22 protein-coding genes are annotated in these 25913 nt (G+C 45.2%); 14 read left to right on the top strand and 8 right to left on the bottom strand.

Going from position 1 to position 25913, the window contains the following annotated elements:
- Genes atpA through BCV39_RS14110 form a run of 4 tightly spaced genes read left to right on the top strand, consistent with a single transcriptional unit; the run spans position 1 to position 4346 of the window.
- Positions 1-1542, top strand: a complete 1542-nt coding sequence (gene atpA, locus BCV39_RS14125; protein ID WP_102431242.1) for a F0F1 ATP synthase subunit alpha — start codon at positions 1-3, stop codon at positions 1540-1542.
- A gap of 46 nt (positions 1543-1588) precedes the next feature.
- On the top strand, positions 1589-2458 hold the full coding sequence (gene atpG / locus BCV39_RS14120) for a F0F1 ATP synthase subunit gamma (protein WP_102431243.1): 870 nt from the start codon (positions 1589-1591) through the stop codon (positions 2456-2458).
- A 44-nt stretch (positions 2459-2502) separates the two neighbouring features.
- A complete protein-coding gene (gene atpD / locus BCV39_RS14115; RefSeq protein WP_019820615.1) occupies positions 2503-3888 on the top strand; it encodes a F0F1 ATP synthase subunit beta in 1386 nt (461 codons plus the stop codon).
- 14 nt (positions 3889-3902) lie between these two features.
- Positions 3903-4346, top strand: a complete 444-nt coding sequence (locus BCV39_RS14110; protein ID WP_048660327.1) for a F0F1 ATP synthase subunit epsilon — start codon at positions 3903-3905, stop codon at positions 4344-4346.
- Positions 4347-4504: 158 nt separating this feature from the next.
- On the opposite strand, the gene BCV39_RS14105 is transcribed toward BCV39_RS14110, so the two are convergent.
- On the bottom strand, positions 4505-5467 hold the full coding sequence (locus tag BCV39_RS14105) for a nitrilase family protein (RefSeq protein WP_102431244.1): 963 nt from the start codon (positions 5465-5467) through the stop codon (positions 4505-4507).
- Between the two features lie 105 nt (positions 5468-5572).
- On the opposite strand from BCV39_RS14105, the gene BCV39_RS14100 reads away from it, so the two are divergent.
- Positions 5573-6472, top strand: coding sequence for a LysR family transcriptional regulator (locus BCV39_RS14100; RefSeq protein ID WP_102431245.1), 900 nt, complete (start codon positions 5573-5575; stop codon positions 6470-6472).
- Between the two features lie 164 nt (positions 6473-6636).
- Here the strand turns inward: BCV39_RS14100 and BCV39_RS14095 are convergent, their stop codons facing one another.
- From BCV39_RS14095 to bla, 6 genes are all read right to left on the bottom strand, one after another.
- A complete protein-coding gene (locus tag BCV39_RS14095; RefSeq protein ID WP_102431246.1) occupies positions 6637-7173 on the bottom strand; it encodes an RNA-binding S4 domain-containing protein in 537 nt (178 codons plus the stop codon).
- A gap of 117 nt (positions 7174-7290) precedes the next feature.
- Entirely contained in the window at positions 7291-8943 is a 1653-nt protein-coding gene (gene yejF / locus BCV39_RS14090; RefSeq protein WP_102431247.1) for a microcin C ABC transporter ATP-binding protein YejF, read from the bottom strand.
- A 9-nt stretch (positions 8944-8952) separates the two neighbouring features.
- Positions 8953-9975 carry an ABC transporter permease gene (locus BCV39_RS14085; protein ID WP_048608646.1) on the bottom strand — a complete coding sequence of 341 codons (1023 nt, stop codon included), beginning with the start codon at positions 9973-9975 and terminating at the stop codon, positions 8953-8955.
- A gap of 31 nt (positions 9976-10006) precedes the next feature.
- Entirely contained in the window at positions 10007-11095 is a 1089-nt protein-coding gene (locus BCV39_RS14080; RefSeq protein WP_004730359.1) for a microcin C ABC transporter permease YejB, read from the bottom strand.
- 12 nt (positions 11096-11107) lie between these two features.
- Positions 11108-13000 carry an extracellular solute-binding protein gene (locus tag BCV39_RS14075; RefSeq protein WP_102431248.1) on the bottom strand — a complete coding sequence of 631 codons (1893 nt, stop codon included), beginning with the start codon at positions 12998-13000 and terminating at the stop codon, positions 11108-11110.
- 191 nt (positions 13001-13191) lie between these two features.
- A complete protein-coding gene (bla, locus tag BCV39_RS14070) occupies positions 13192-14055 on the bottom strand; it encodes a class A beta-lactamase (protein ID WP_102431249.1) in 864 nt (287 codons plus the stop codon).
- Positions 14056-14247: 192 nt separating this feature from the next.
- Here bla and BCV39_RS14065 point away from each other — a divergent pair, with 192 nt between their 5' ends.
- A complete protein-coding gene (locus tag BCV39_RS14065; RefSeq protein WP_102431250.1) occupies positions 14248-15291 on the top strand; it encodes an endonuclease/exonuclease/phosphatase family protein in 1044 nt (347 codons plus the stop codon).
- Positions 15292-15405: 114 nt separating this feature from the next.
- Here the strand turns inward: BCV39_RS14065 and BCV39_RS14060 are convergent, their stop codons facing one another.
- On the bottom strand, positions 15406-16002 hold the full coding sequence (locus tag BCV39_RS14060) for a porin family protein (protein WP_060981484.1): 597 nt from the start codon (positions 16000-16002) through the stop codon (positions 15406-15408).
- A 440-nt stretch (positions 16003-16442) separates the two neighbouring features.
- Here BCV39_RS14060 and BCV39_RS14055 point away from each other — a divergent pair, with 440 nt between their 5' ends.
- The 8 genes from BCV39_RS14055 (at position 16443) to BCV39_RS14020 (ending at position 25911) form a co-directional block, all read left to right on the top strand.
- Complete coding sequence (locus BCV39_RS14055) at positions 16443-16757, top strand: winged helix-turn-helix domain-containing protein (protein ID WP_057621940.1); 315 nt, start codon at positions 16443-16445, stop codon at positions 16755-16757.
- Positions 16758-16957: 200 nt separating this feature from the next.
- Positions 16958-17377 carry a D-ribose pyranase gene (gene rbsD / locus BCV39_RS14050; protein ID WP_102433585.1) on the top strand — a complete coding sequence of 140 codons (420 nt, stop codon included), beginning with the start codon at positions 16958-16960 and terminating at the stop codon, positions 17375-17377.
- A gap of 61 nt (positions 17378-17438) precedes the next feature.
- On the top strand, positions 17439-18944 hold the full coding sequence (rbsA, locus tag BCV39_RS14045; RefSeq protein WP_102433584.1) for a ribose ABC transporter ATP-binding protein RbsA: 1506 nt from the start codon (positions 17439-17441) through the stop codon (positions 18942-18944).
- Positions 18941-19933 (top strand): ribose ABC transporter permease, encoded by a 993-nt coding sequence (gene rbsC, locus BCV39_RS14040; protein ID WP_009844905.1) that lies wholly within the window; start codon positions 18941-18943, stop codon positions 19931-19933. Before rbsA ends, rbsC begins: the two co-directional genes overlap by 4 nt.
- Positions 19934-20082: 149 nt before the next feature.
- Positions 20083-20961: a ribose ABC transporter substrate-binding protein RbsB gene (gene rbsB, locus BCV39_RS14035; protein WP_102433583.1), complete on the top strand. Its 879-nt coding sequence runs from the start codon at positions 20083-20085 to the stop codon at positions 20959-20961.
- Positions 20962-21154: 193 nt separating this feature from the next.
- The gene (rbsK, locus tag BCV39_RS14030; protein ID WP_102433582.1) at positions 21155-22081 is read left to right on the top strand and encodes a ribokinase; all 927 of its coding nucleotides are present in this window, start codon (positions 21155-21157) and stop codon (positions 22079-22081) included.
- Positions 22082-22233: 152 nt separating this feature from the next.
- Positions 22234-23235: a substrate-binding domain-containing protein gene (locus BCV39_RS14025; RefSeq protein WP_102433581.1), complete on the top strand. Its 1002-nt coding sequence runs from the start codon at positions 22234-22236 to the stop codon at positions 23233-23235.
- Between the two features lie 216 nt (positions 23236-23451).
- A complete protein-coding gene (locus BCV39_RS14020) occupies positions 23452-25911 on the top strand; it encodes a CHASE3 domain-containing protein (protein WP_102433580.1) in 2460 nt (819 codons plus the stop codon).
- Positions 25912-25913: the final 2 nt, after the last annotated feature.

Here is a 25913-nt window from a genome sequence, read left to right as displayed (position 1 = left end):
ATGCAATTAAATTCAAATGAAATCAGCGATCTAATCAAAGAGCGCATCTCGAAATTTAATGTGAGCACCGAGGCTCGCAATGAAGGCACTATCGTATCAGTTCGTGATGGCATCATCACAATCAATGGCCTTGCTGATGTTATGCAAGGTGAGATGATTGAGCTACCAGGTGGTAAATACGCACTCGCACTTAACCTCGATACCCACTCAGTAGGTGCCGTGGTTATGGGCCCCTACACTGACCTCTCTGAAGGTATGAAAGTGAAAGGTACAGGTCGTATCTTGGAAGTACCCGTCGGCAATGGACTTCTTGGCCGTGTCGTGAACACATTAGGCGAGCCAATCGATGGCAAAGGCCCAGTGAGTTGTGACCGACTCGACCCTGTAGAAGTGATTGCACCCGGTGTAATCGAACGTAAGTCTGTTGATCAACCTATTCAAACTGGCTACAAAGCGGTTGATACCATGGTGCCAATCGGTCGTGGTCAACGTGAACTTATCATCGGTGACCGTCAGACGGGTAAAACAGCGTTAGCTATCGATGCGATCATCAATCAGAAAGATTCTGGCATCAAATGTGTGTATGTAGCGATTGGCCAAAAAGCCTCCACTATCGCTAACGTGGTTCGTAAACTCGAAGACCACGATGCGCTTAAAAACACCATCGTCGTTGTGGCGTCAGCATCAGAGTCTGCAGCGCTTCAATACCTAGCCCCTTATGCGGGTTGCACCATGGGTGAATACTTCCGTGACCGCGGTGAAGATGCACTGATCATCTATGATGACCTATCAAAACAAGCCGTTGCTTACCGTCAAATCTCATTGCTATTGAAACGCCCACCGGGTCGTGAAGCCTTCCCTGGCGACGTATTCTACCTTCACTCACGCCTACTAGAACGTGCAGCACGAGTGAATGCAGAGTATGTAGAGAAGTTCACTAACGGTGAAGTGAAAGGCCAAACAGGCTCATTAACGGCGCTTCCTATCATTGAAACTCAAGCGGGTGACGTATCAGCGTTTGTACCAACCAACGTAATCTCAATCACCGACGGTCAGGTTTTCCTTCAAACCCAATTGTTTAACTCAGGCTTACGTCCTGCAGTAGATCCAGGTATCTCGGTATCTCGTGTGGGTGGTGCGGCGCAGTGCAAGATCATCAAGAAACTGTCTGGTGGTATCCGTACTTCATTGGCTCAATACCGCGAGCTGGCGGCCTTTGCTCAGTTCTCTTCTGACTTAGATGAGATGACGCGCAAACAGCTAGACCACGGTGAGCGTGTTACCGAATTAATGAAGCAAAAACAATACTCTCCTATGTCAGTCGCTGAGCAAGCAACGGTTATCTACGCGGCAGAGAAAGGCTACTTGGTCGGTGTTGAGCTAAGCAACATTGCCCGTTTTGAAGAAGAGCTGATTGCTTACGCCAAAGGTCAAAACCCTGCGTTGTTCGAAAAAATCAACGCGACAGGCGATTACAACGACAAAATCGATGGCGCTCTTAAAGAGATCCTAGAAGGTTTTGTTGGGATGAAAGCTTGGTAAGTGCTCCGGTTTGTTAGCTGGAAATCAAAACAAATAGGAGCAGATTATGGCAAGTACTAAAGAAATTCGCACCAAGATAGCCAGTGTTAGTAACACTCAGAAAATCACTAGCGCAATGGAAATGGTTGCAGCAAGTAAGATGCGCAAGGTTCAAGACAACATGACGCTAACTCGCCCCTACGCCGAGAACATGCGAAAAGTTATCTCTCATGTTGCATCGGGTTCGCTGGAATACCAGCACCCTTACCTGCAACAGCGTGAACCTAAGCGTGTTGCTTACATCATTATCTCGTCCGATCGCGGCTTGTGTGGTGGCTTGAACTCAAACTTGTTCAAGAAAGTGTTAGAAGAAATGGAGCAATGGCGCACCAAGGGAGTCGAGGTAGAAACAACCTTAGTGGGATCTAAGGCTATCTCGTTCTTCCACCGCGGCGGCAACGTTATTGCACAAACGTCAGGTCTTGGCGACACACCTAAGTTAGAAGACATCTTAGGTACGGTGAACGCGATGCTGGGGCATTACAACGAAGGCAAGATCGATAGCTTGTATCTCGTTTACAACCAGTTCGTCAACACCATGGTTCAAGCGCCAACGACCTTGCAGTTGCTCCCCCACCCTTCAGACACAGGGGAAGGTAGTGAGCCTAAAAAAGCACGTCGTTGGGACTACATCTATGAGCAAGCACCCAAAGACATACTCTCAGAACTGTTACATCGATACATCGAATCGCAAGTGTATCAAGGCATTGTTGAGAGCATTGCCTGTGAGCAAGCAGCCCGAATGGTCGCTATGAAAGCGGCGACTGATAACGCAGGCCAACTCATTGATGACTTGCAGTTGGTCTACAACAAGGCGCGTCAGGCTGCCATTACCCAAGAGCTGAGTGAAATAGTCTCAGGTGCCCAAGCTGTCTAGGGCTAGAAAAAACTGGGTTAAGAACAGAATTTGAGGATTTAAGAATGAGTGTTGGAAAAATAGTTAAAGTAATCGGCGCGGTGGTTGACGTCGAGTTCAGCGGCGGCAACAGCCCACGCGTTTATGATGCATTGAAAGTGACTAGCGACGAAGCAAGCTCGTTAGTATTGGAAGTACAGCAACAACTGGGTAGCAATATCGTTCGTTGTATTGCAATGGGTACTTCAGATGGCTTACGTCGTGGCCTAACGGTTGAAAACACAGGCTCTCCAATCACGGTTCCTGTGGGTGAAGAAACATTAGGCCGTATCATGAACGTGCTTGGTCAACCTATCGATGAGTGTGGTGAAATCGGTCAGAAAGAGAACTACGAGATTCACCGTGAAGCCCCTTCTTATGAAGAACAAGCAAACAGCACTGAGCTTTTAGAAACAGGCGTTAAGGTAATCGACCTTATCTGCCCATTCGCTAAGGGTGGTAAAATTGGTCTGTTCGGTGGTGCTGGTGTAGGTAAAACCGTCAACATGATGGAGCTTATCAACAACATCGCCAAAGCCCACTCAGGTCTTTCTGTATTTACCGGTGTAGGTGAGCGTACTCGTGAAGGTAACGACTTCTACTACGAGATGAAAGAAGCGGGTGTACTAGACAAAGTAGCCATGGTTTACGGCCAAATGAACGAGCCACCGGGAAACCGTCTACGTGTAGCACTTACGGGCCTGACTATGGCTGAGCGCTTCCGTGATGAAGGTCGTGATGTACTGTTGTTCATTGATAACATTTATCGTTACACACTTGCCGGGACTGAGGTATCAGCTCTGCTAGGTCGTATGCCTTCAGCAGTAGGTTACCAACCAACACTAGCTGAAGAGATGGGCGTGCTTCAAGAGCGTATCACTTCAACTAGACAAGGCTCTATCACGTCTATCCAAGCGGTATACGTACCTGCAGATGACTTGACCGATCCATCACCAGCAACAACCTTTGCTCACTTAGATGCGACCGTTGTACTGTCTCGTAATATCGCGGCATTGGGCCTCTACCCTGCGATTGATCCATTGGATTCAACCTCTCGCCAGTTAGACCCACTTGTGGTTGGCCAAGAGCACTACGACATTGCACAAAAAGTACAAACAACACTGCAACGCTACAAAGAGCTAAAAGACATCATCGCGATTCTTGGTATGGATGAGCTGTCTACTGAAGACAAACAGACCGTATCTCGCGCTCGTAAGATTGAACGTTTCTTAACTCAGCCTTACCACGTAGCCGAAGTGTTTACTGGTCAGAAAGGTGTCTTTGTACCGCTAAGCGAAACACTAAGAGGCTTTAAAGGCCTGTTAAGCGGTGAATATGACGATATCCCAGAGCAAGCGTTCTTGTACTGTGGTTCTATCGACGAAGTGCTTAACAAAGCGAAATCACTCTAACAGGTAGGTGCACAATGGCTATCGGAATCACAGATAATACATTTCAACTTAATATTGTAAGTGCGGAAGGTACGCTGTTTTCAGGTCCAGCGTATGCCCTAGCTGTTTCTGGCGCTGACGGTGAACTGGGGATTCGCCCCGGTCACTCTCCGCTTCTCAGTAAGATCAAACCGGGCGTAACCGTGTTTGTCACGGACCCTAAATCAGAAGGCCAAGTGCTGTATGTCTCTGGTGGGATGCTGGAAGTTCAACCGGATGTGGTTACGGTGTTAGCCGACACTGCCTTGCATGGTAAAGACATTGACCGCGCTCGTGCAGAAGAGGCGAAATATGCGGCTCTAGAGAACATCAACAAGGGCAACATAGACATTAACTTCGCACAAGCTCAGCTTGAATTGGCGAAAGCCGTTGCTCAGCTTCGCGCATCAGAACTGACTTCTTCTCGCACTCGACACTGAGAATAGAACTCAGACGTTTGATGCTTGATGTGTAAATAGTCTACCCACTTAAACATGATTTAAGTGGGTAGACTACATCAGGAACCCTCCTCTCCTTTCCAGCTTCCCCTCCCTTTCAACCGTCCCTAGTACATCCTTTTCCACCAACGTTTACACCATTATTTCTCAGCAAAACGCGCTTGGTGCGGATCAAGTTCATGACCAAGAGGTTGTGTGAGTGAATGATATAACTCTGGCTTACGGCCACGAATCCAGCGTCTACCAGTACACATGTCTAACTCTTCTGCTTTTAGCTCAGCAATCACCATATCGTTATCAACACTATCGGTCTCAGCAATGATTTCACCATAAGGGCTGAGGACCATCGCATTGCCTGTTCTTACTTCATCCATATCAACGCCGACACCATTACTAAACACAACAAACATACCGTTGTCGTGCGCTCTTGCAGGCAACCAACGCATTAACCACTCGCGGCCATTCTTGCCCTGCATTTCAGCACGAATCGCATCTAGGTTTTCATCTCGGTTAAACCATAACTCTGGGTCAATACGCTTCATCGCATTCGGGCTTCGTGAATGACAACCGCCCGTTTGGTGTGGCGCAATCAATATATCGGCCCCTTTCAAAGCAGTGATCCTGACATTTTCGACCAAGTTGTTATCCCAACAAATCAAGATACCAACTTTGCAACCATGCGGCGTATCGAACACCGTGTATTGGTCTCCGCTGCTCATGTGAGAGCTAACAAAGGTGTGCAGTTTTCGATGTTTCTGAACTTCTCCATTTGGCATGGCGAATACGTAGCTGTTGTATAACTCGCCATCAGTACCCTGCTCTATCAAGCCCGCGCCAACGCTCATGCCAAATTGCGTTGCCAGTGAAACTAACTTTTGAGTGGATTCACCGCTCGGTACAGGTTCCGCTAGCACTTCAATTTCATCGCGAGATAAAGCAGACACATGCCAGTAGCCAGTGATGCACATCTCAGGAAAACTGACGATCTCCACGCCACTGTCCGCAGCCTTTTGAACATATTGCTCTATAATGGATAAGTTATACGCCTTATCACCTGCGTGGTGGTTAAATTGAACCGACGCTACTTTGATGTCTTTCTTCATGATTCGTCCTCAAGCTTTGCTTTATCTGATTGGTATGAACCTAGTATAAAAAATCAATTCAATTCCATATAATGAAACATATTCTCAATTCAATGAGCATTTGGAATGGAATTTGATCTACTGAAGGCATTTTGTCAGCTCGCTAAATCGGGAAATTACCGTTTGGCGTCAGAGCAGCTCTACATCACTCAATCGGCACTCACTAAAAAGATTCAACGACTTGAATCCAACATTGGGGCATCTCTGTTTTCTCGTGGCAGGAATGGCGCAGAGCTCACGCACGCAGGAAAAACGTTACTGGCAGAAGCCCAACGTTTGGTTCATTCAATGCAAGCGTTTGAGCAGCTGTCAGGCTCTGTGGTGAACGGGACTCAGGGACATTTGAACATTGGCTTTGGCGTGTCTACTTATCATAAAGCACCCAAGCTTATTGCAGCTTATAAACAACGGTACTCAGACGTTCATGTCACCTTAAATGACACACCTTCCAAGCAACAAACAGATGAGTTATTGAGCCATGATCTCGATATCAGCTTCAATCGGATACCAGAATCATCGGATTTAGAAAGCCTAACGCTGTTCAATGATTCACTTGTGGTCGCGATACACAAAGATCTTCTCAAGCAAGCGCCAAGCAAAAATCTCGTCGTCTCTGAGTTATCGAAATGGCCTTATCTAAAGCTGACCCAACATCGTGGCCCCGGATTAGACAGACAGATTCAACAATATTGTCTTGCGAATAAAATCGACTTATCAAAAACGCAAGAAGCCGATGATATTCTCACCCTGCTTGCCTTGGTTTCTGCCAATATCGGCTTCACCATTGTTCCTAACAGTGCTCAGTTCATTAGTAACACCGATGTGGAATTCATTGCGTTAGAAGGTGAATACGCCACTTGGCCAGTGGGGTTGATATGGAATGGGAAGAGTGAAAATCCACTCAGGGATAGGTTTGTGGAGTTTGTGGAGTTTGTGGAGTTTGTGGCTAATCAAAAAGAAAATTAGGCCGGAAGCTAAATTACACCAACAAAAAAGGCTCACTAACTAGTGAGCCTTTTGATATCTGCTTAACGTAAAACCGAGGTCTAACGTTGCTTGATGTTCAAACGAATAGTTTTAAAAGATTCGTTTTAGAAAAGCAGTTTAGAGCCGTCGCTTAGAACTATAGTTTAGAAGAATTCAATCGAATTACGGCCGCTTTTATCGTCACGTGTTGGCTTAGGCGTATCCGCTTTCTTTTTCGGTTTCTTCTCTTTTTTCTCTTTCTTTGGTTCAGCCTTTGCGCTTAGCATTTCAGCTTTGCTTTTCTTAGACTCTTTCTTCTTAGAATCCTTTTTAGACTGACCTTTCTTCGCCTTGTTATCTTTTTTAGGCGCTTCTTTCTTTTTCGGCTTGTCTGATTCTTCTTGTACTGGCTGATCACACACCACTACATAGTATTCTTGGTTGAATTCAAAGAAGTCGCCATCGTACATTTTACGACGCTTACGCGTTTCCAGCTCACCATTTACCGCTACGTATCCTTCAGAGATGATGTGTTTAGCTTCACCGCCACCACTCACTAGGTTAGCAATTTTAAACACTTTGTAGAGCTCAATTGGCTGTGATGAAACATCAATACCAATGGCTTCAATTTCAATCTCTTCGCCTTCTTCGCCCAGCTCTTGGCCTTCGTAATCAGCGTCTTCGTAATGTTCTTGGTCCATGGTGACCTCTACCTAAATATGTACTTCTGGAATATTGGTCGCAGTGTAATCTTAAAACAACTAAATGACCATGTTGAATTGATCAGGGCATCATTTGCTTTAGTGCTAATACCTACGCTATAGAGCACCACCAACGTTCGAGAGATTCACCAACTGCTTGGTATATTCATGTTGCGGATTACCAAACAAAGTCTCAGTGTCGCCCTTCTCTATCACCTCACCCGCTTTCATCACGATGGTGTAATGACAGAGGGATTTCACGACATTCAAATCATGGCTAATAAACAAATAGGTCAGGCCATACTTTTCTTGAAGTGACTTCAGCAAATCCAACACTTGAGCTTGAACCGTTCTGTCGAGTGACGACGTCGGTTCATCTAACAAGATAAACTCTGGCTTTAAAATCAGAGCGCGCGCAATTGCAATACGCTGCCTTTGTCCGCCAGAAAACTCGTTTGGGTAACGGTGGCGAGTCTCAGGGTCTAGGTCGACCTCTTTCATAACGTCACAGATACGTTGGTCGAGTTCGCTCTCATCCAATTGTTGATGCACTAACAAACCTTCGCCAATCACTTGAGCAACTGACATCCTTGGGTTCAATGCCGAAAACGGATCTTGAAACACCACTTGCATACGGCTTCGAAACGGCAACATCTGTTGTCGATTTAAGCCTTGAATTTGTTCGTCAGCGTAGGTAATTGAACCCTCACTTTCTACCAGCTTCAATATCGCCATACCCGTTGTCGATTTGCCCGAACCACTCTCACCGACGAGGCCGATGGAGTGTCCTTTCTTCAAGGTGAACTCCATATCAGTGACCGCTTTAACATGCGAAATCGTACGCTTGAATAAGCCACCCGTGATCGGGAACCAAACTCGAAGTTGGTCAACATTAAGTAGAGGCTCGCTATCTGGTGATACAGGAACAGGCAAACCTTTCGGGTCAGAGTTGATCAGCTTTTGCGTATAAGGGTGAGCTGGCGCATTAAACAGGGTATGACAGTCGTTACTTTCGACTAAGCGACCATCTTTCATTACTGCAACTCTGTCGGCAATCTTACGAACGATACTTAAATCATGAGTAATGAAAAGCATCGCCATACCCAGCTCTTGCTGCAAGTCTTTTAGAAGGTCGAGGATCTGCGCTTGCACCGATACATCCAATGCGGTTGTCGGCTCGTCAGCGATAAGCAGCTCAGGTTCGTTGATTAGTGCCATTGCGATCATCACGCGTTGGCGCTCTCCACCAGACAACTCATGTGGATAGGCTGAAATTTTTTGCTCTGGGTAACGAATACCCACCTTTGAAAGCCACTCTATCGCCAAGGCTTGCGCTTTGTTGGTTCGCATACCTCGGTGAATGGCGAGGGTTTCAACCAATTGTTTTCCGACTCGATGAAGTGGATTAAGCGAAACCATAGGTTCTTGGAAGATCATCCCAATGCGACCACCACGAATCCCGCGCAATTGCCTTTCTGAACAACTCAGAATATCGGTGCCAGAGAAATTGATCTTACCGTTTAGGTAGTGGGACGAGCCTTTAGGTAACAGCTTTAAAATCGAATTAGCCGTGACCGATTTACCGGAACCACTCTCACCCACTAGCGCGAGCGTTTCACCTTTGTATATTTCTAAAGAGACATCTTGTGTCACTTGTTCTATCGAGTTTTTTCGCCCGAAACCGACAGACAGTTTATCTATGGTCAGAACTGGAGATGCATTAGCAGCCTCTGCTGTTGACCCTGAAGTAGGAACTGTATTTGAAGTCATAACCTATCCTTACTTCTGTTGATGTGGGTCGAAGGCATCACGTACCGCTTCACCAACGAAGACCAGTAACGTGAGCATCAGTGAAAGTACGACGAAAGCAGAGATACCAAGCCAAGGCGCTTGTAAGTTCGCTTTACCTTGCGCCAATAGCTCACCTAACGAAGGCGAACCTGCAGGAAGACCAAAGCCCAAGAAGTCTAATGAGGTTAATGTGGTCACTGAGCCAGAAAGAATAAATGGCATCATGGTTAACGATGCAACCATCGCGTTGGGTAGCATGTGACGAAGCATAATGCGTTTATCATCAACGCCCATAGCCTGCGCGGCGCGCACATAATCAAAGTTTCGACAGCGTAAAAATTCCGCTCGTACGATACCTACTAAACTCATCCAACTGAACAGCACCATAATTCCGAGCAGCCACCAGAAGTTCGGCTCTATAAAACTCGACAGAATGATCAACAAGAACAGGGTCGGCATACCAGACCACACTTCAATGAAGCGTTGTCCGAATAGATCAACCCAACCACCGTAATAGCCTTGGGTTGCCCCAACGACGACACCTATCACGCTCGATACAATCGTCAGAATAAAACCAAATAAAACGGAAATACGGAACCCATAAATGATGCGAGCTAATACATCTCGCCCTTTATCATCGGTTCCGAGCCAATTCACAGAATCAGGTTCAGATGGCACCGCACCTGAAATATCGAAGTTTATCGTGTCGTAGCTAAACGGAATGATTGGCCACACGATGTAACCGCTGTCTTCAATGAGTTCGATAACATACGGGTCTTTGTAGTCGGCTTCAGTTTCAAACTCGCCACCAAACTCAGTCTCGGCATATTCATTGATAACAGGCACAAACCACTGATTATCATAAGAAACCAATAAAGGCTTATCGTTAGCGATGATCTCAGCGAACAGGCTCAGTCCAAACAAAATGGTAAATATCCAAAGGGAGATAAAACCACGCTTGTTTGCTTTAAAACGTAACCAACGAGCTTCAGCTAAAGGGTTGTTAAACATTTATTATCAATACCTTGTTATTCGTTCGCCATTAACGCGCTTCAAAATCAATTCGAGGATCAACCCAGGTATACGTCAGGTCGGAGATAATGCTCAGCACCAAGCCAAGTAAGGTCATGATATAGAGAGAGCTGAACACCACGGGATAGTCGCGTTGAATGGTCGATTCAAAACCAAGCAGACCGATACCTTCGAGTGAGAACATCACTTCAATCAACATAGAACCCGTGAAGAAAATACTAATAAACGCGCTTGGGAAACCGGCAATAATGATCAACATCGCGTTACGGAAAACGTGCTTGTATAGAATACTGCTCTCGTCCAAACCTTTCGCTCTTGCGGTCACCACATATTGCTTATTGATTTCATCAAGGAAGGAGTTTTTGGTCAGCATACTGAGTGTGGCAAAGCCGCCGATGACCATCGCAAAAATAGGTAAGGCTAAGTGCCAAAAGTAGTCGCCAATTTGTTGATACCAGTTGAGCTGATCAAAGTTACTCGACACCAAGCCACGCAATGGGAACCAACTGAAGTAGTTACCACTCGCGAACAAAATAATCAGGATTATTGCAAATAGGAAGCCCGGCACCGCATAACCGACAATCACTACCGCACTCGACCAAATATCAAAGCGAGAACCGTGATGTATCGCCTTCATAATGCCTAAGGGTATCGAAATCACATAGATGATTAACGTACTCCACAACCCCAAGGAAATGGAGACAGGTAAACGCTCAATGATCAAATCAATCACGTTACCGCCCTTAAACAGGCTTTCACCAAAGTTAAAGGTCGCGTAATTTTTCAACATGTCGAAGTAGCGAACATGAATCGGCTTATCAAAACCAAACTGCTTTTTGATCTCTTCAACCACTTCCGGATCAAGCCCTCGTGAGCCTTTATAGCCACTGGCAGACGCTTGATCACTTTCGCTCAAATCAACTTCTTGTCCACCACCAGAAAAGCGTTCCATGATGCCAGAGTTGTGCCCTTCTAATTGAGCAACGGCTTGCTCTACTGGGCCTCCGGGCGCAATCTGAATGATGAAAAAGTTGATGGTGATGATCGCCCACAGCGTGGGGATCACCAATAGTAAACGCCGAAATATATACGCGGCCATGCTAACTAACTCCTAGCGACGTTTTTCAGGAAGCAATACCGCCTTCTCTTCTGAAATCCACCATGTATCAATGCCTAAATCGTATTTAGGCAATACATCCGGACGCTCAAACTTGTCCCACATTGCTACGCGGTACTCGCCAACGTGCCATTGCGGGATGTTGTAGAAGTTCCACTGTAATACTCGGTCTAGTGAACGACCTAAAGTAAGAAGCTTTTCAGGATTCTGTTGGTTGCTCGCGATTTGTTCTGTTAACGCGTCAACCACTGGATCCATTACACCTGCAGTATTGTAAGTAGAATCAATGTAGTTAGAGTTCCAAACAATCATTAAGTTCGGGCTAGGATAAGGGTTGGCAGAAAATGACGAAGACACCATGTCGAAATCACGATCACGAAGACGCTTGATATACTGAGTCGTATCGATGGTACGGATCTTCATCTCGATACCCATGCGCTTCAAGTTCTTCTGAACAGGTGTTGCGATACGCTCCGTGGTTGGACTGTAAATCAGCAACTCAAACGACATCGGCTTGCCAGTCTTTTCGTTGGTCATCACTTTGTCTTTCAGAACCCAACCCGCTTCCTTCAATAATTTGAAAGCTGTACGCATTTGGCTACGAATACGGCCGCTACCATCGGTGACTGGAGGCTGGAATTCTTCGGTAAACACTCGCGGAGGAATCTGATCTTTGTACTGAGACAGCAACGCTACTTCAGCTTCGCTTGGTAAGCCTTTCGCCTCATAGTCGGTGTTTTGGAAATAACTACGAGTTCGCTTGTACTGACCGTAGAACATGTTCTTATTCATCCACTCAAAGTCCATCGCGTAGGTTAACGCTTCACGAACTTTAGGATCAGAGAACACAGGAGATTGAATGTTGAAGACGAAGCCTTGCGTCGTTTCTGGCTTCTCATGGTTGATCTCTTCTTTGATGATGTAGCCTTTATCGAAGTTCGCGCCCGTGTATGAATTGGCCCAAAACTTAGCTGAGTTTTCGGTTCGAAGATCGAACTCCCCTGCTTTGAAGGCTTCTAGCATTACTGTGTCGTCACGGTAGTAATCGTATTGTACTTCTTTGAAGTTATTACGACCGACGTTAACAGGCAGGTCGGCTGCCCAGTAATTTTCATCTAAACCGTAAGTCACGCTTTGACCAGATTTGTAGCTGATGATCTTATAAGGGCCGCTTCCTACCGGCGGTTCACTTAGAGGTTCAGATAGCTTCTTGTCTTTCCAATAATGCTCTGGCAATACACGAGTGCTTTGGGCAAAGCTAAACAACTTCTCGCGGTTTGGCTTCTCCATCTCAATACGTACCACTAAATCAGAAACCGCGGTGACTGACTTAATTTCTTTGTAATAGACACGGTATTGAGGCACACCCTCGGTTGAAAACTTATTAAAGGTGAATGCCACATCATGAGCCGTAATAGGCTCGCCATCATTAAACTTAGCTTTTGGATTGATATCGATTTCCATCCAAGTGAAGTCACTGGCGTAGCGAACCTTTGAGGCGATCAATGGATAATAGGCATCGATCTCGTCGCTCGGAGAAAACATCAAGGTATCGTAAATCTCTCCGGTATAACTTGCAGCAACGCCGCGAGAACCGAATCGATTAAAGCTATCGTAGGTGCCAATGCTTCCATAGGTCACTTTGCCTAGTTTTGGCGCATCGGGATTAACGTAATCAAAGTGAGTGAAATCGACTGGATATTTCGCTTCACCAAAACCAACCAGTTGAGTGGTCTCAATTACGGTGACGGCAGGTGTTTCGGTATCAGAAGCTTGTGTAACGGAGGGATATAGAGCAATAAGCGGCAGCATGACTGCACATGAAGTTAAATTTAACCTGAAAAACTGAGTGCGCTGCGAGGCTTTGCTTAGGAAAACTGTTCCCATTTGACTCTCCCTTCAAATGTTATGAATTCGATATTCAACTTGATTAATCGGCTTTGAATGCACACCGCTAAAACAAGTATAGGTTCAAATCTAACATCATGTAATAACTAATAAAACCATCAGCACTTCATCTCTGACGGTTTATTTACAAATTACTCGGGTTCAGTCTAGAGAAATACGACACGCCCTAACTATTTAACGCGGTACTCATCAAAGATAAGTTCACCAATTTCGTTAATCACCGTGTCACGCTCTGGAATGGTTAACTCGGTTTCCGTAAGAGAGATACTGATGATCAACGGAGCGCGATTTTCACTCCACACGATAGCCGTGATAGCACGTGAGCCATAAGCGCCCGCACCTGATCTATCGGCAACCTTCCAACCATCAGGCAGAATCGAACGGATCATCCCATCAGAGACTTTGTTATCTATCATCCAAGTCTTGAGTTGAGCTTTGGATTCTTCTGATAAGGCGCTGCCATACAACAATTTATTTAACGTTTTCACCATAGTGTTTGGTGTTGTGGTATCACGCTCATCTCCCGGACGAGCATGGTTCAAGTCAGGTTCGATATGATCAAGGCGTGTTTTTCTGTCTCCCGTGGAACGCAAAAACTCAGTTAACCCGTTAGGTCCACCAATACTAGCTAACACTATATTAGCGGCCGTGTTGTCGCTCATTGCCATGGTTGCAGCACATGCGCCTCTGAGTGAGATTTCTTTACCGACAAACGCTTTAGTCACCGGAGACCAAGCAATAAGCTCATCAGAATTAACCCCAACCTTAGACTCTAAATCTAATCCTTCATTCTCATGGTCATAGAGAAGATTCGCACAAGCCAGGGTTTTAAAGGTACTCATCATCGGAAAGCGTTCGTCGCCCTTATAACTCCATGTTTGCTTAGTTGCAGAATCATAAACAGCAATACCAATGCGTCCCGATACACGAGATTCAATTTGCTCAATCGATTCAGGCGTAAGGGATTGACTCAATGACGATGTAGAGAAAAAGGTGCTCAACAATACAAGAGCGAGAGAGGTATATTTTTTCATAGTGAAACCATAAGAAAACGACCGACTGATCGTAGAGAAAATTAAACTCGACACCTTAACCGCGTCGAATGGAGAGAATTTAAGCAGAAAGCGACGACCTTCGCTAGATCAAATGAAAATAACTGACTAATTCCGAACAATATCTCCATATTTTAGATATCCTTAAAAGAGTAATTTCAATAGGATTCAACCTTGAACAAACCAAACCAAGTAACATTCTCAACGTTCAACCTTTTGAACTACCTTGAGCCGCCGAATGCTTATTATGATTTTGAGAACATCTACAGCCTCGATGAATGGCAAAAGAAACAACATTGGATTGCTGAGGCGATTCGCTCAACAGATTGCGATGTGATTGGCTTTCAAGAGATCTTCAGCCCAGAATCTTTACAGCAGCTAATGAATGAGCTCGGTTACCCCTACTTTGCCGTGGTCGATAGTGCACACGTTGAAGATGATTACCTATACACCTCCCCTGTAGTGGGTATTGCTTCCCGTTACCCGATTGAAAATGTTCAGCCTGTCACACCGGATTCGAGCCTACTTGCCGCCTTTAACCTTAGCGACAATTTTTCATTCAACCGCACGCCAGTGCACGCCACCATTGAATTACCTCACTTAAGCTCAACCGATTGTTATGTCGTACACTTTAAATCACAACGCCCAACTGAGCCAAAAGTTGAGCCAGCAGAACCCAGCGACAGTTCAGCAGAGCAAAAGCCACAAAGCGATACACTGATTAAACTTCACCAGGAACAACTAGGTTCTTGGCTATCGAGTGTTCAACGCGGTTTAGAAGCTCAACTGCTACACCAATACATTACCAATCAACGCTATCTCACCAACCAGCCCGTTGTATTGATGGGCGACTTTAACAAGCCCCTATTTAACGATGAGTTCAGAGGGCTGTTGAGCTATTCGTTGAATCGAGATGAAACCAGCCAACATTGGCTTTCACACTTTAGATTGAGAGACAGTTGGGATCTCTACCATCAATTACACGAAGAAGACTTGCTCGAACAACGTAAACCAACTCACTATTACGGCGCATCAGGCTCAGTCTTGGACTACATATTGATGTCGAACGAATTTGACTGCCAGAACTCCTCAAGTTTGATGGAAATATCACACTACACCGTGCTCGATCACCACCTGATTAACCCAAGCTTCGAACACGACCAATTCAGTACCGATCACGCTGTCGTTTCCGTCACCGCTCATATCCGCGAGGCCTAAGTTAGACATAAAAAAGCCGCAGCAAACACTGCGGCTTTTCCACTTCAGACAAACGGATTGAGCCAACCGACGCCCCATTTAGAAATCGATTTACCGTTTAACAAAGTGTGAAACTTAAAAGTTGTATGTTGCGCCTAGATAAAATGAATCAATCACGAGATCTTTATCATTTTCAAAACCTGAATCGCTCTCAATCGCAAATGCATCCGCTTCATAACCTAACCTAAAGCTAAAGTTTTCAGCCTGTTTTGGTGTGTACTCAACTCCGAAACCATAGCGAATAGCGTCACCACGATCATCATCAAGCAACGGAGCCGACTGGTCTAAATCAATCGTCGACAAACCTACGACGCCAAAAGGGCGAATTCCGTTGTCAAACGTGTAACCTAGATTAGCAACGATCGAAAATGCAGTTGGAGACCAAGTATAAGAATCTTTGGTTAATGCATCTTTTGCAACAACGTCGCCATAATTCGTATATTGCGCCTCTAGTGCGACGATGCGATTGAATTGGTATCCAGCAATTATCTTGTATGTTCGATCTTCTGCATCAACAGTAATGGGCCTTGAAGAGCCCTCATAAAGCCCACCATCATCAATACCAGTTGTACCAATTGCACCACCTAAGTAGAAACCATTGTCCTCTGCCATTACACTATTTGCCACAAGTGCAGACATCATCGCGATGCTTAAAATATATTTGTTGTTCATTACTGCTTGACCTTACTTATTTCAAATCAAGATTGCTACGTCTTCCCCTGCTACACAATCTTGTTAGAGTTATCCGACACCCCGTCGAATTGGCAAGCAGGTTAATCTCACTGAAAACAAAAAAATAAATAAAAATATAATCACTTTGTAACTTCAGCCAACATAATCAGTAATAACAAAATAAACACATGAATAATAAAGAAATAAAAACACATCTTTTCTAGATAAAACCTTCCACTCAATTTTCAAACCATCCCATTTTTAGATTTTATTCACGCAGACTTACGAACGCTTACTTTCAAGAGTGATGCGATTCTGCATAATTCGCGCGCTTTGACCATTCGTACACTTAAATAACCACACTTAAATAGTTATCCGATCCAAAAGCAGCCAATTTCGCTCAATCTCCACAATTCAGAATAAGACGATCAAAAAACACGATGAACCACACAATAGACTTCAACGGCTTAATCATTGATATCGACGCTCGCACTATTACCAACGAGCAAGGGAATAAAATCACCTTGCGCCCTCACCTATTAGCAGTGCTCTGCTTACTGATAGAAAATGTGGGAAAGCCGATTTCGAGAGAACATATTGTTGATGTGTGCTGGGGCGGACAACTCTCGTCACCGCATGCCCTTGCAAACGTCGTCTATAACTTACGCAATGTCTTCGCGCGATTGAGAACGCCAAACGTCCAGATCATTACCATCAGTAAGTTTGGATATGCGCTATCAATTGAAGCCACGTAAAAGGGTTTATGCAATCAATGTCGGTGACTGAGATCACCAAAAAACACCTCATCGAAACGTTTCGATGATCGTTATCACACTCTAAGAAAGTGAATAGTGCAAATGATAAATCAAACACTATTATCACTATCGAAACGTTTCGATGACTTTTCTTGAGTTGTTCTCAACCCATCAAACGTTATTTTTCGATAGGTCGTGATATGAAAAAAAGTACTCTAATAAACTCTGAACTCTCTTACCTAGTGGCGACTCTTGGCCACACAGATGAAATCACGATTTGTGACGCAGGCTTGCCGATTCCAGACCACGTAACACGCATAGACCTTGCACTGACTCACGGTGTCCCAAGCTTTCAGCAAACCGTAAAAACCATGCTGGATGAATCTCAAATCGAAGGCGTTGTGATTGCGGAAGAGTTTGCGAAAGTAAGCCCAGAACACCACGCAGCACTGATTGATTTAATCAAAACAGAAGAAGCGCGTTGCGGTAAACCGCTTTCGATTACTTACATCACTCATGAAGAATTTAAACAACGAACTCATAACAGCCGCGCAGTGATTCGTACTGGTGAATGCACACCATACGCAAATGTTATTTTCCAAGCTGGCGTGACTTTTTAATAAAAGCTAAACCATACACAGACACAACCAAATATAACTGGCCCCGAGTAAAGGAACCGACATGACTCAAGCCATTTTAGAACTTAGCTCAATTGAGAAAGCCTTCCCTGGTGTGAAAGCACTGGATAAGGCAAGCCTCAACGTTTACCCAGGACGCGTAATGGCGTTAATGGGCGAAAACGGTGCAGGTAAATCAACCCTCATGAAAGTGCTGACAGGTATTTATCACTTGGACGGCGGTACTATCGCCTACCAAGGAAAAGCTGCCGCATTTAAAGGGCCGCGTGATTCTCAACAAGCAGGCATTAGCATCATTCACCAAGAACTGAATCTGATTCCTGAGTTAACCATCGCCGAAAACATCTTCTTAGGTCGTGAAATCACCGGCACCATGGGTCGCATCTTGTGGAGCGAGATGTACCAAGAAGCGGACAAGCTACTTAAACGCCTGAACGTAAAGCACAGCTCAAAAACACTTTTAGGCCAGTTGAGCCTTGGTGAGCAACAAATGGTAGAGATCGCGAAAGCCCTTTCGTTTGAATCAAAGGTCATCATCATGGATGAGCCAACTGACGCGCTAACCGATACTGAAACTGAGTCTCTGTTTAAGGTGATCAACGAACTGCGTGATGAAGGCTGCGGCATTGTTTACATATCTCACCGACTTAAAGAGATCTTTGAGATTTGCGACGACATCACCGTACTTCGCGACGGCAAATTCATTGGTCAGTGTGAAGTAAAAGACACCGACGAAGATGGCTTAATCGAAATGATGGTTGGTCGTAAGTTAGACGAGCAATATCCACGTATCGGCCAAAGCCACGGTGAAACCTGCCTTGAAGTGATCGGCTTGACTGGTTCTGGTGTTCATGACGTGAGCTTTACCCTAAAACGCGGTGAAATCCTGGGTGTATCTGGGCTGATGGGCGCAGGTCGTACCGAACTGATGAAAGTGATTTACGGTGCCCTTCCAAGTGAACGCGGCGTCATCAACCTAGAAAACAAAACCATCAACCCTGTAAGCCCGAGAGATGGCTTGGCCAATGGCATTGCTTACATCTCAGAAGACCGTAAAGGCGATGGCTTAGTACTTGGGCTTTCTGTTAAAGAAAACATGTCTCTATGTTCACTGGATCTGCTGACTAAGAGCGGTCAAATCCAACATAAAGACGAAGTGATTGCAGTTGATGACTTCATCAAGCTATTCAACATCAAAACACCGACTCGCGAGCAGATCATTGGCAACCTTTCTGGTGGTAACCAACAGAAAGTGGCTATCGCTAAAGGATTGATGACCAAACCAAAAGTACTGATTCTCGATGAGCCAACGCGTGGTGTCGATGTCGGTGCTAAGAAAGAGATTTACCAACTCATTAATAAATTTAAAGCCGACGGCATGAGCATTATTTTGGTCTCATCTGAAATGCCAGAAGTGTTAGGAATGAGTGACCGCATCATGGTGATGCATGAAGGCCGTGTAAGCGGTGAATTTGATGCTAAAGAAGCAAACCAAGAATTATTACTGGCGTGTGCGGTCGGTAAAAAGATCAACGAGGACGCAGCATGAGTACTAAAACCATGAGCAAAACAACTGAAACTGAAGCGCCAAAGAAGAAACCGTTAATCAGCAAAGAGTGGCTGATTGATCAAAAGTCATTGATTGCTTTAATCTTCCTGATTGTTGTCGTTTCTTTCTTAAACCCGAACTTCTTTACTGTCGACAACATCCTAAACATTCTGCGCCAAACCTCGGTTAACGCAATCATCGCTGTGGGTATGACGTTGGTTATCCTAACCGCGGGTATCGACTTAAGTGTCGGCTCTGTACTGGCACTTTGTGGTGCATTCGCAGCCAGCATGATTGGCATGGAAATCCCTGTGATGATCGCAGTGCCAACTGCTCTTGTAGCTGGTGCAGCATTGGGCGCTATCAGTGGTGTGATTATCGCTAAGGGTAAGGTTCAAGCCTTCATCGCAACGCTTGTAACCATGACACTACTTCGCGGCGTAACCATGGTTTATACCGATGGTCGCCCTATCTCAACTGGCTTCACAGACACAGCAGACGCATTCGCTTGGTTCGGTACAGGCTACGCAATGGGTATCCCAGTTCCAGTATGGATCATGGTCGTGGTATTCGCAGCGGTATGGTACCTACTTAACCACACACGCTTTGGTCGCTACGTTTACGCACTGGGTGGCAACGAATCAGCAACTCGCCTATCAGGCATCGACGTAGACAAAGTAAAAATCGGCGTTTACGCAATCTGTGGTCTGCTAGCAGCAGTGGCAGGCATCATCGTGGCATCTCGTTTGTCGTCAGCTCAACCAACCGCAGGTATGGGTTATGAGCTAGATGCTATCGCAGCCGTGGTTCTTGGTGGCACAAGCTTAGCCGGCGGTCGTGGCCGCATCATGGGCACATTAATAGGTGCACTGATCATCGGCTTCCTAAACAACGCCCTAAACCTATTAGACGTATCTTCTTACTACCAGATGATTGCAAAAGCAGTGGTTATTCTTCTGGCGGTATTGGTCGACAACAAAAACAAATAAAACCTATTCACATCCTAGGTTAATACCAGTAACACTCTAGTTTAATAAAAGTAACAGTTTGTTTTACCTTAAAATATTAGAATCTATAAATAATGTAACTACGAGCTAGGACTCACCTCCTAGCTCACCCTACACAAAGGACTTACACCATGAAAAAATTAGCGACTCTTATTTCTGCTGCTCTTCTTTCTACAACGGTATCTGTGTCTGCACAGGCGCAAGATACAATGGCAATCGTTCTGTCTACATTGAACAACCCATTCTTCGTAACCATGAAAGATGGCGCAGAAGCGAAAGCTGAAGAACTGGGCTACAAGCTTATCGTTCTGGATTCTCAAAACGACCCAAGCAAAGAGCTTTCGAACATTGAAGATCTAACCATTCGTGGTGTTAAGGCAATCCTGATTAACCCAACGGATTCAGACGCTGTGTCTAACGCTATTCGTATTGCTAACCGCTCAGACATTCCTGTACTAACGCTAGACCGTGGCGCAAGCCGTGGTGACGTAGTGAGCCACATCGCTTCTGATAACGTAATCGGTGGCGAAATGGCAGGCCACTTCATCATGGAAAAAGTGGGCGAAAAAGCGAAAGTAATCCAACTTGAAGGTATCGCAGGTACTTCAGCAGCTCGTGAACGTGGTGAAGGCTTCATGAACGCAGTAAACGGCAGCGACCTTGAGCTTCTTGCAAGCCAACCTGCTGATTTCGACCGTACTAAAGGTCTGAACGTAATGGAAAACTTGCTTGCTGCAAACCCAGACGTACAAGCTGTATTCGCTCAAAACGATGAAATGGCACTGGGTGCACTTCGTGCAGTTCAAGCTTCAGGTAAAGAAGTAATGATCGTTGGCTTTGATGGCACAGACGACGGCATCGCTGCAGTTAACCGCGGCCTACTAGGCGCAACGGTTGCACAACAGCCTGACCTAATCGGTTCTCTAGGTATCGAAATGGCAGACAAAGTACTGAAAGGCGAAACAGTAGAAGAGTACGTACCAGTACCTCTAAAAATCATCGCTAAGTAATAGTTACTAGATAACACGATATAAAGCAGGGAGCCCCTATCCCCTGCTTTGCTTAACTCATTAGCTCACTGACTCAATACAAAAAAACCGACAGTGCATCGCTGTTTCTCATAAGCCGCTAACAAGGCGAGCAATCAACGTAATGAGAAAGACCCATGCATTTTCAAATACGATATATCATAAGGCTCGTATCATGACTCAACTGATTGTTTTAGGTAGCGTTAACGCTGACCACGTACTGCAAGTTCCTTCGTTCCCTCGTCCGGGTGAAACCTTGATTGGCGGTAACTATCAGGTCATCCCTGGCGGTAAAGGCGCTAACCAAGCGGTCGCTGCTGCGCGATTAAACGCAGATATCGGCTTTATCGCCTGTGTTGGCGACGACCCATTTGGCATCAACATTCGTCAAGATTTCGCTAAAGACGGCATCAACATCGACGGTGTTATCGTTGCAAACAACACCCCAACTGGCATTGCGATGATCCAAGTATCTGCAACGGGCGAAAACAGCATTTGTCTTTCTGCAGAAGCTAATGACAAGCTGACTTGCGACCAAATCGAACCACATCTAAAGAAGATTCGCGGAGCCAAGTACCTGCTGACTCAACTTGAAACACCGATTGAAGGCATTGAATACGCAGCAAAAGTAGCGAAAGAGAGCGAAACTCGCGTGATTCTAAACCCTGCCCCTGCTCGTCCATTGTCGGATACCTTACTAGCATGTGTTGATGTGATTACACCAAACGAAACCGAAGCAGAAGTATTGACAGGCGTTACCGTAACCGACAGCGCATCTGCTCATCAGGCGGCTTTGGCTCTGCATGCTAAAGGCATCAAGACTGTGATGATCACACTTGGCGCTAAAGGCGTTTGGGTGAGTAAAAACGGAGAAGGTGAGTTAATTGCAGGCTTCCGCGTTGAAGCGACAGATACCACGGCTGCTGGTGATACCTTCAATGGCGCATTAGTGACGGGCTTGCTTGAAGACATGCCATTAGAACGCGCAATTAAGTTTGCTCACGCTGCGGCTGCAATTTCAGTGACTCGCTTTGGCGCTCAGACGTCAATCCCAAGCAGAGCTGAAACGGATGCGTTTTTAGCAGAGCAATTATCTGCTTAGCTTGACACCTATTTGAAGGCTTAACTCCTGAGCTAAACCGTAGTTAACGGGTGTTAGCCTTCAATTTCGGTAACAACAAATAACAAGCATAAGCCCCTGTTTTCGGGCAGAATATCGCGCAACGTGGCAAGTTACTCCCACAAGGATTTTTTATGGCAACAATGAAAGACGTCGCTCGGCTAGCAAAGGTTTCAACTTCAACCGTCAGCCATGTGATCAACAAGTCACGTTTTGTCAGTGAAGAGATTGCTGAGCGTGTTAACAGTGCGGCTAAAGAACTCAACTACGCGCCGTCAGCATTGGCTCGTAGCTTGAAAATGAAGCAAACCAAAACCCTTGGGATGCTCGTGACGACCTCTACCAACCCATTCTTTGGCGAGGTAGTAAAAGGTGTAGAACGTCGTTGCTACGAAAAAGGCTACAACCTTATCTTGTGTAACACCGAAGGCGACAGCGAACGCATGAAGTCATCTATCGATACCTTGCTGCAGAAGCGTGTCGATGGCTTAATGCTGATGTGTTCGACCCTTGAAGGTGAACATATCGATGTGTTTGAACGATACCCAGAGCTACCAGTTGTGGTTATGGACTGGGGCCCAATGTTGTTCGCCAGCGATAAGATCCAAGATAACTCGCATCAAGGTGGCTACATGGCAACCAAGCACTTGATCGATAACGGTCATGCTCAGATTGGTTGTATCACCGGCCCACTTCACCGCAATCAAGCCTCTTCTCGTTATCAAGGCTTCAAGCAAGCGATGGAAGAAGCCAATTTAGAGATCAACCCAAATTGGATTGTTGAATCCAACTTTGAATGTGATGGCGGTTTTGACTCTTATCAGACACTGAAAACTCGTGGCGAAATGCCGTCAGCCTTGTTTGTCAGTAACGACATGATGGCCATGGGCGTGATTCACGCAGCGGCTCAAGATGGTACATCGATTCCAAATGACCTATCTATCATTGGCTACGATGACATCCACCTGTCGAAGTACATGACACCCGCGTTAAGCACTGTCCACCAGCCAAAACATCGTTTAGGTAAAGCGGCTGTGGATACGCTTTTGAGTAGATTACAAACTCCAGACGCTTACCCGCAAGTCGTTGAACTGGAACCGACTCTTGTTGAACGAAGCAGTGTAAAAGCGATTTAGTACTCGCCATACACATTACACCGTTGAAAGCTAGCTTATTTGTTTTTTGGAACATAATAACGCCACTTACTCGTCCCTAAAATGCCGCAAATATTCAAAAACTTACACTCTAGAATATGCAATTACGGAATAAGCTACTAATTACACACATTACGACTAATTGTCATCTACACTATCAATACATGACATCGATATGGACATGGAGAGTGCCGTTTTATGATTGCGGGTTGGTTTGACAAGATATCCCTACAGAAAAAGCTATTAGTCAGCTTTTTGATTCCTATCACCTTAATGGTTGCTGTTTCCTTTTCTGTTCATGAAAACAGCCAATCTATGGTCGAAGACAACCACTTGGTTGTCCATACTCACAAAGCCATTGCTCGAGCTCAGGAGTTACTAAACCTAGTCGTAGATATGGAAACAGGACAACGTGGTTACCTAATCACAGGAGACCCTGTCTTTTTAGAGCCCTACCACCTCGCACTCGATGTGTGGCGTCAAAAAATTCAAACCCTTGCTACTCAAGTTAGCGATAATCCACCTCAAGTTGATCGCCTAAACAGAATTGACGATATCCATAAAACTTGGCTCAAAGAATCCGGAGAGGAGGAAATCTTACAGCGCAACCTCGTTAATAAAGGTGAAGCAGACATGCAGAGTGTCGTAGAACTCACCAAGCAGCAAACGGAAAAGCAACTGATTGACCAAATACGACGTGAAATCGCTCGATTTATCGAAATAGAAGAACAATTAATCAGTGTTCGTGTTGTTAAATCTGATAACTCCGCCAAGCAAACCGATTACGCTCTATTAGTCGGAACGCTCTTTTCGACATTAATTTCTCTGATTGTTGCTGCGTGGGCGTCAAACCGTATTAATCAAAGATTACACACCCTACTTGAAGCCACTAACCAAGTTGCCGCTGGCCATTTGGATCAAGGCGCTGCGACTCTGGAGTTGGGTTCAAATATAAACACCCAAGACGAAATCGCTCACCTCAAACAAAGCTTTCAAAAAATGACAGCCAATTTGATCAGTAATAACAGTGAAATGCGAGCGAAAAATCAGGAGCTAATCGCCGAACGAACCAAAGCAGAAGCCGCAGTAAAAGCTAAGGGCGATTTTCTGTCGACCATGAGTCACGAGATTCGAACGCCCATGAATGGAGTGCTTGGCATATCTCAGATCATTGCAAGCCAAACCCAAGAGCCGGAAACAAAAGAGAACATCAACATCATTCTTGAATCTGGCCACCACTTAATGACCATACTCAACGACATTCTCGACTTCTCTAAAGTACAAGAAAACAAGCTTGAGTTAGACTTTGCACCCTTTCATTTTACCCAAGTTATGCAACCCGTCTGTAGCGCACTTAATCCATTAGCAGACGAGAAAGGCATTCGCTTGTTAATCGAAAATAACATCCCAACCCATATTCAACTTATCGGAGACTGTGCTCGGCTGCGCCAAATTATGTACAACTTGGGGGGGAACGCGACTAAGTTCACCAAAGAAGGTCACGTGTCCATTCAAGCGGACCTCAATAGACCAAATAACCAGCTCATTATCAGCGTGACAGACACGGGTATTGGTATTCCTAAAGACAAGCACGAACAAGTTTTTAACTCATTTGAACAAGCAGATACATCAACAACTAGACAGTTTGGCGGCACAGGGCTTGGCCTCGCGATCGTTAAGAACCTTGTCAATCTAATGAATGGGGAAATCATCTTAACCAGCGCAGTTGGCCTTGGAACAAAATTCCAAGTCTCTATATCTATTGCGTGGCAAGAAGGCAAAACCGGTGAGAGTACGACACAGATGACGAATACAGAAAACCTCACCTGTAATTCAATGAACATCCTATTGGTCGAAGATAACCGTATCAATGCCATTGTTGCGCAAGGCTTCTGTGAAAACTTAGGTCACCATGTCGATCTTGCTAAAAATGGTAAGCTTGCGATTGAGCGCCTCAAAACCACTCAATATGACCTTATCTTGATGGACAATCACATGCCCGAGATGAACGGGGTCGAGACAACTCAATACATCCGCGAGAAACTAAAGCTCGACACCTTAATTTTCGCCTACACAGCAGATGTGTTTCGTGAAGCTCATGACAATTTTATTCAGGCCGGTGTTGACCATATTCTTACTAAGCCATTGCAGCAAGAGAGTTTCTTTGACGCCCTACAACAGTTTTCAAATCGATTACCTAAGCAAACTGAAACTAAAGACTCAAATTATGATGAAAATATCGTTGAGCTTCACCGAAAACCAATTGAAACGTTGAGATTAACGGAAGAAGAAATAAGCCATTCAGGGGTAATACACATACTGAAAGACGACACAGAAGGGTTCAACTTGCTTATCGATTCAACCATTATTGAGTTTGAACAGTCTGTTGATCGAGTCATCGAATATTATTTGGCGAAAGAGTTGAAGCTATTGTGCCGCACCCTGCACTCCATTAAAGGTATGTCTCTAAATTTAGGTCTTAAGATGCTTTCTAAACAAGCACTGGAGCTAGAAGTACAAGCAAAAAATCAACAGCTGCCTGATATTGAACTGCTACAAAAGTTGCTCAATCGCCTCATGGTCAATATCCATCAAGCTCAGCGGATGAAAACCGGCAATTCATTAGAACGTCTTAATCAAATGAACGATAAGACTTAAGA

The sequence above is a fragment of the Vibrio sp. 10N.286.55.E10 genome (assembly GCF_002872555.1).
Classification (GTDB): domain Bacteria; phylum Pseudomonadota; class Gammaproteobacteria; order Enterobacterales; family Vibrionaceae; genus Vibrio; species Vibrio crassostreae.
The sequence above is the reverse complement of the archived record's forward strand: the minus strand, read 5'-3'. Positions and strand labels throughout refer to the sequence as shown.

Bases quoted from the DNA above. Each gene is read 5' to 3' on its own strand.
- BCV39_RS14025 (WP_102433581.1), top strand. From the start codon at position 22,234: ATGGCAACAATGAAAGACGTCGCTCGGCTAGCAAAGGTTTCAACTTCA.
- rbsB (WP_102433583.1), top strand. From the start codon at position 20,083: ATGAAAAAATTAGCGACTCTTATTTCTGCTGCTCTTCTTTCTACAACG.
- atpG (WP_102431243.1), top strand. From the start codon at position 1,589: ATGGCAAGTACTAAAGAAATTCGCACCAAGATAGCCAGTGTTAGTAAC.
- yejF (WP_102431247.1), bottom strand. From the start codon at position 8,943: ATGACTTCAAATACAGTTCCTACTTCAGGGTCAACAGCAGAGGCTGCT.
- atpA (WP_102431242.1), top strand. From the start codon at position 1: ATGCAATTAAATTCAAATGAAATCAGCGATCTAATCAAAGAGCGCATC.
- BCV39_RS14085 (WP_048608646.1), bottom strand. From the start codon at position 9,975: ATGTTTAACAACCCTTTAGCTGAAGCTCGTTGGTTACGTTTTAAAGCA.
- bla (WP_102431249.1), bottom strand. From the start codon at position 14,055: ATGAAAAAATATACCTCTCTCGCTCTTGTATTGTTGAGCACCTTTTTC.
- BCV39_RS14080 (WP_004730359.1), bottom strand. From the start codon at position 11,095: ATGGCCGCGTATATATTTCGGCGTTTACTATTGGTGATCCCCACGCTG.
- atpD (WP_019820615.1), top strand. From the start codon at position 2,503: ATGAGTGTTGGAAAAATAGTTAAAGTAATCGGCGCGGTGGTTGACGTC.
- BCV39_RS14020 (WP_102433580.1), top strand. From the start codon at position 23,452: ATGATTGCGGGTTGGTTTGACAAGATATCCCTACAGAAAAAGCTATTA.
- BCV39_RS14095 (WP_102431246.1), bottom strand. From the start codon at position 7,173: ATGGACCAAGAACATTACGAAGACGCTGATTACGAAGGCCAAGAGCTG.
- rbsD (WP_102433585.1), top strand. From the start codon at position 16,958: ATGAAAAAAAGTACTCTAATAAACTCTGAACTCTCTTACCTAGTGGCG.
- BCV39_RS14075 (WP_102431248.1), bottom strand. From the start codon at position 13,000: ATGGGAACAGTTTTCCTAAGCAAAGCCTCGCAGCGCACTCAGTTTTTC.
- BCV39_RS14055 (WP_057621940.1), top strand. From the start codon at position 16,443: ATGAACCACACAATAGACTTCAACGGCTTAATCATTGATATCGACGCT.
- BCV39_RS14110 (WP_048660327.1), top strand. From the start codon at position 3,903: ATGGCTATCGGAATCACAGATAATACATTTCAACTTAATATTGTAAGT.
- rbsK (WP_102433582.1), top strand. From the start codon at position 21,155: ATGACTCAACTGATTGTTTTAGGTAGCGTTAACGCTGACCACGTACTG.
- BCV39_RS14105 (WP_102431244.1), bottom strand. From the start codon at position 5,467: ATGAAGAAAGACATCAAAGTAGCGTCGGTTCAATTTAACCACCACGCA.
- rbsA (WP_102433584.1), top strand. From the start codon at position 17,439: ATGACTCAAGCCATTTTAGAACTTAGCTCAATTGAGAAAGCCTTCCCT.
- BCV39_RS14100 (WP_102431245.1), top strand. From the start codon at position 5,573: ATGGAATTTGATCTACTGAAGGCATTTTGTCAGCTCGCTAAATCGGGA.
- BCV39_RS14060 (WP_060981484.1), bottom strand. From the start codon at position 16,002: ATGAACAACAAATATATTTTAAGCATCGCGATGATGTCTGCACTTGTG.
- rbsC (WP_009844905.1), top strand. From the start codon at position 18,941: ATGAGTACTAAAACCATGAGCAAAACAACTGAAACTGAAGCGCCAAAG.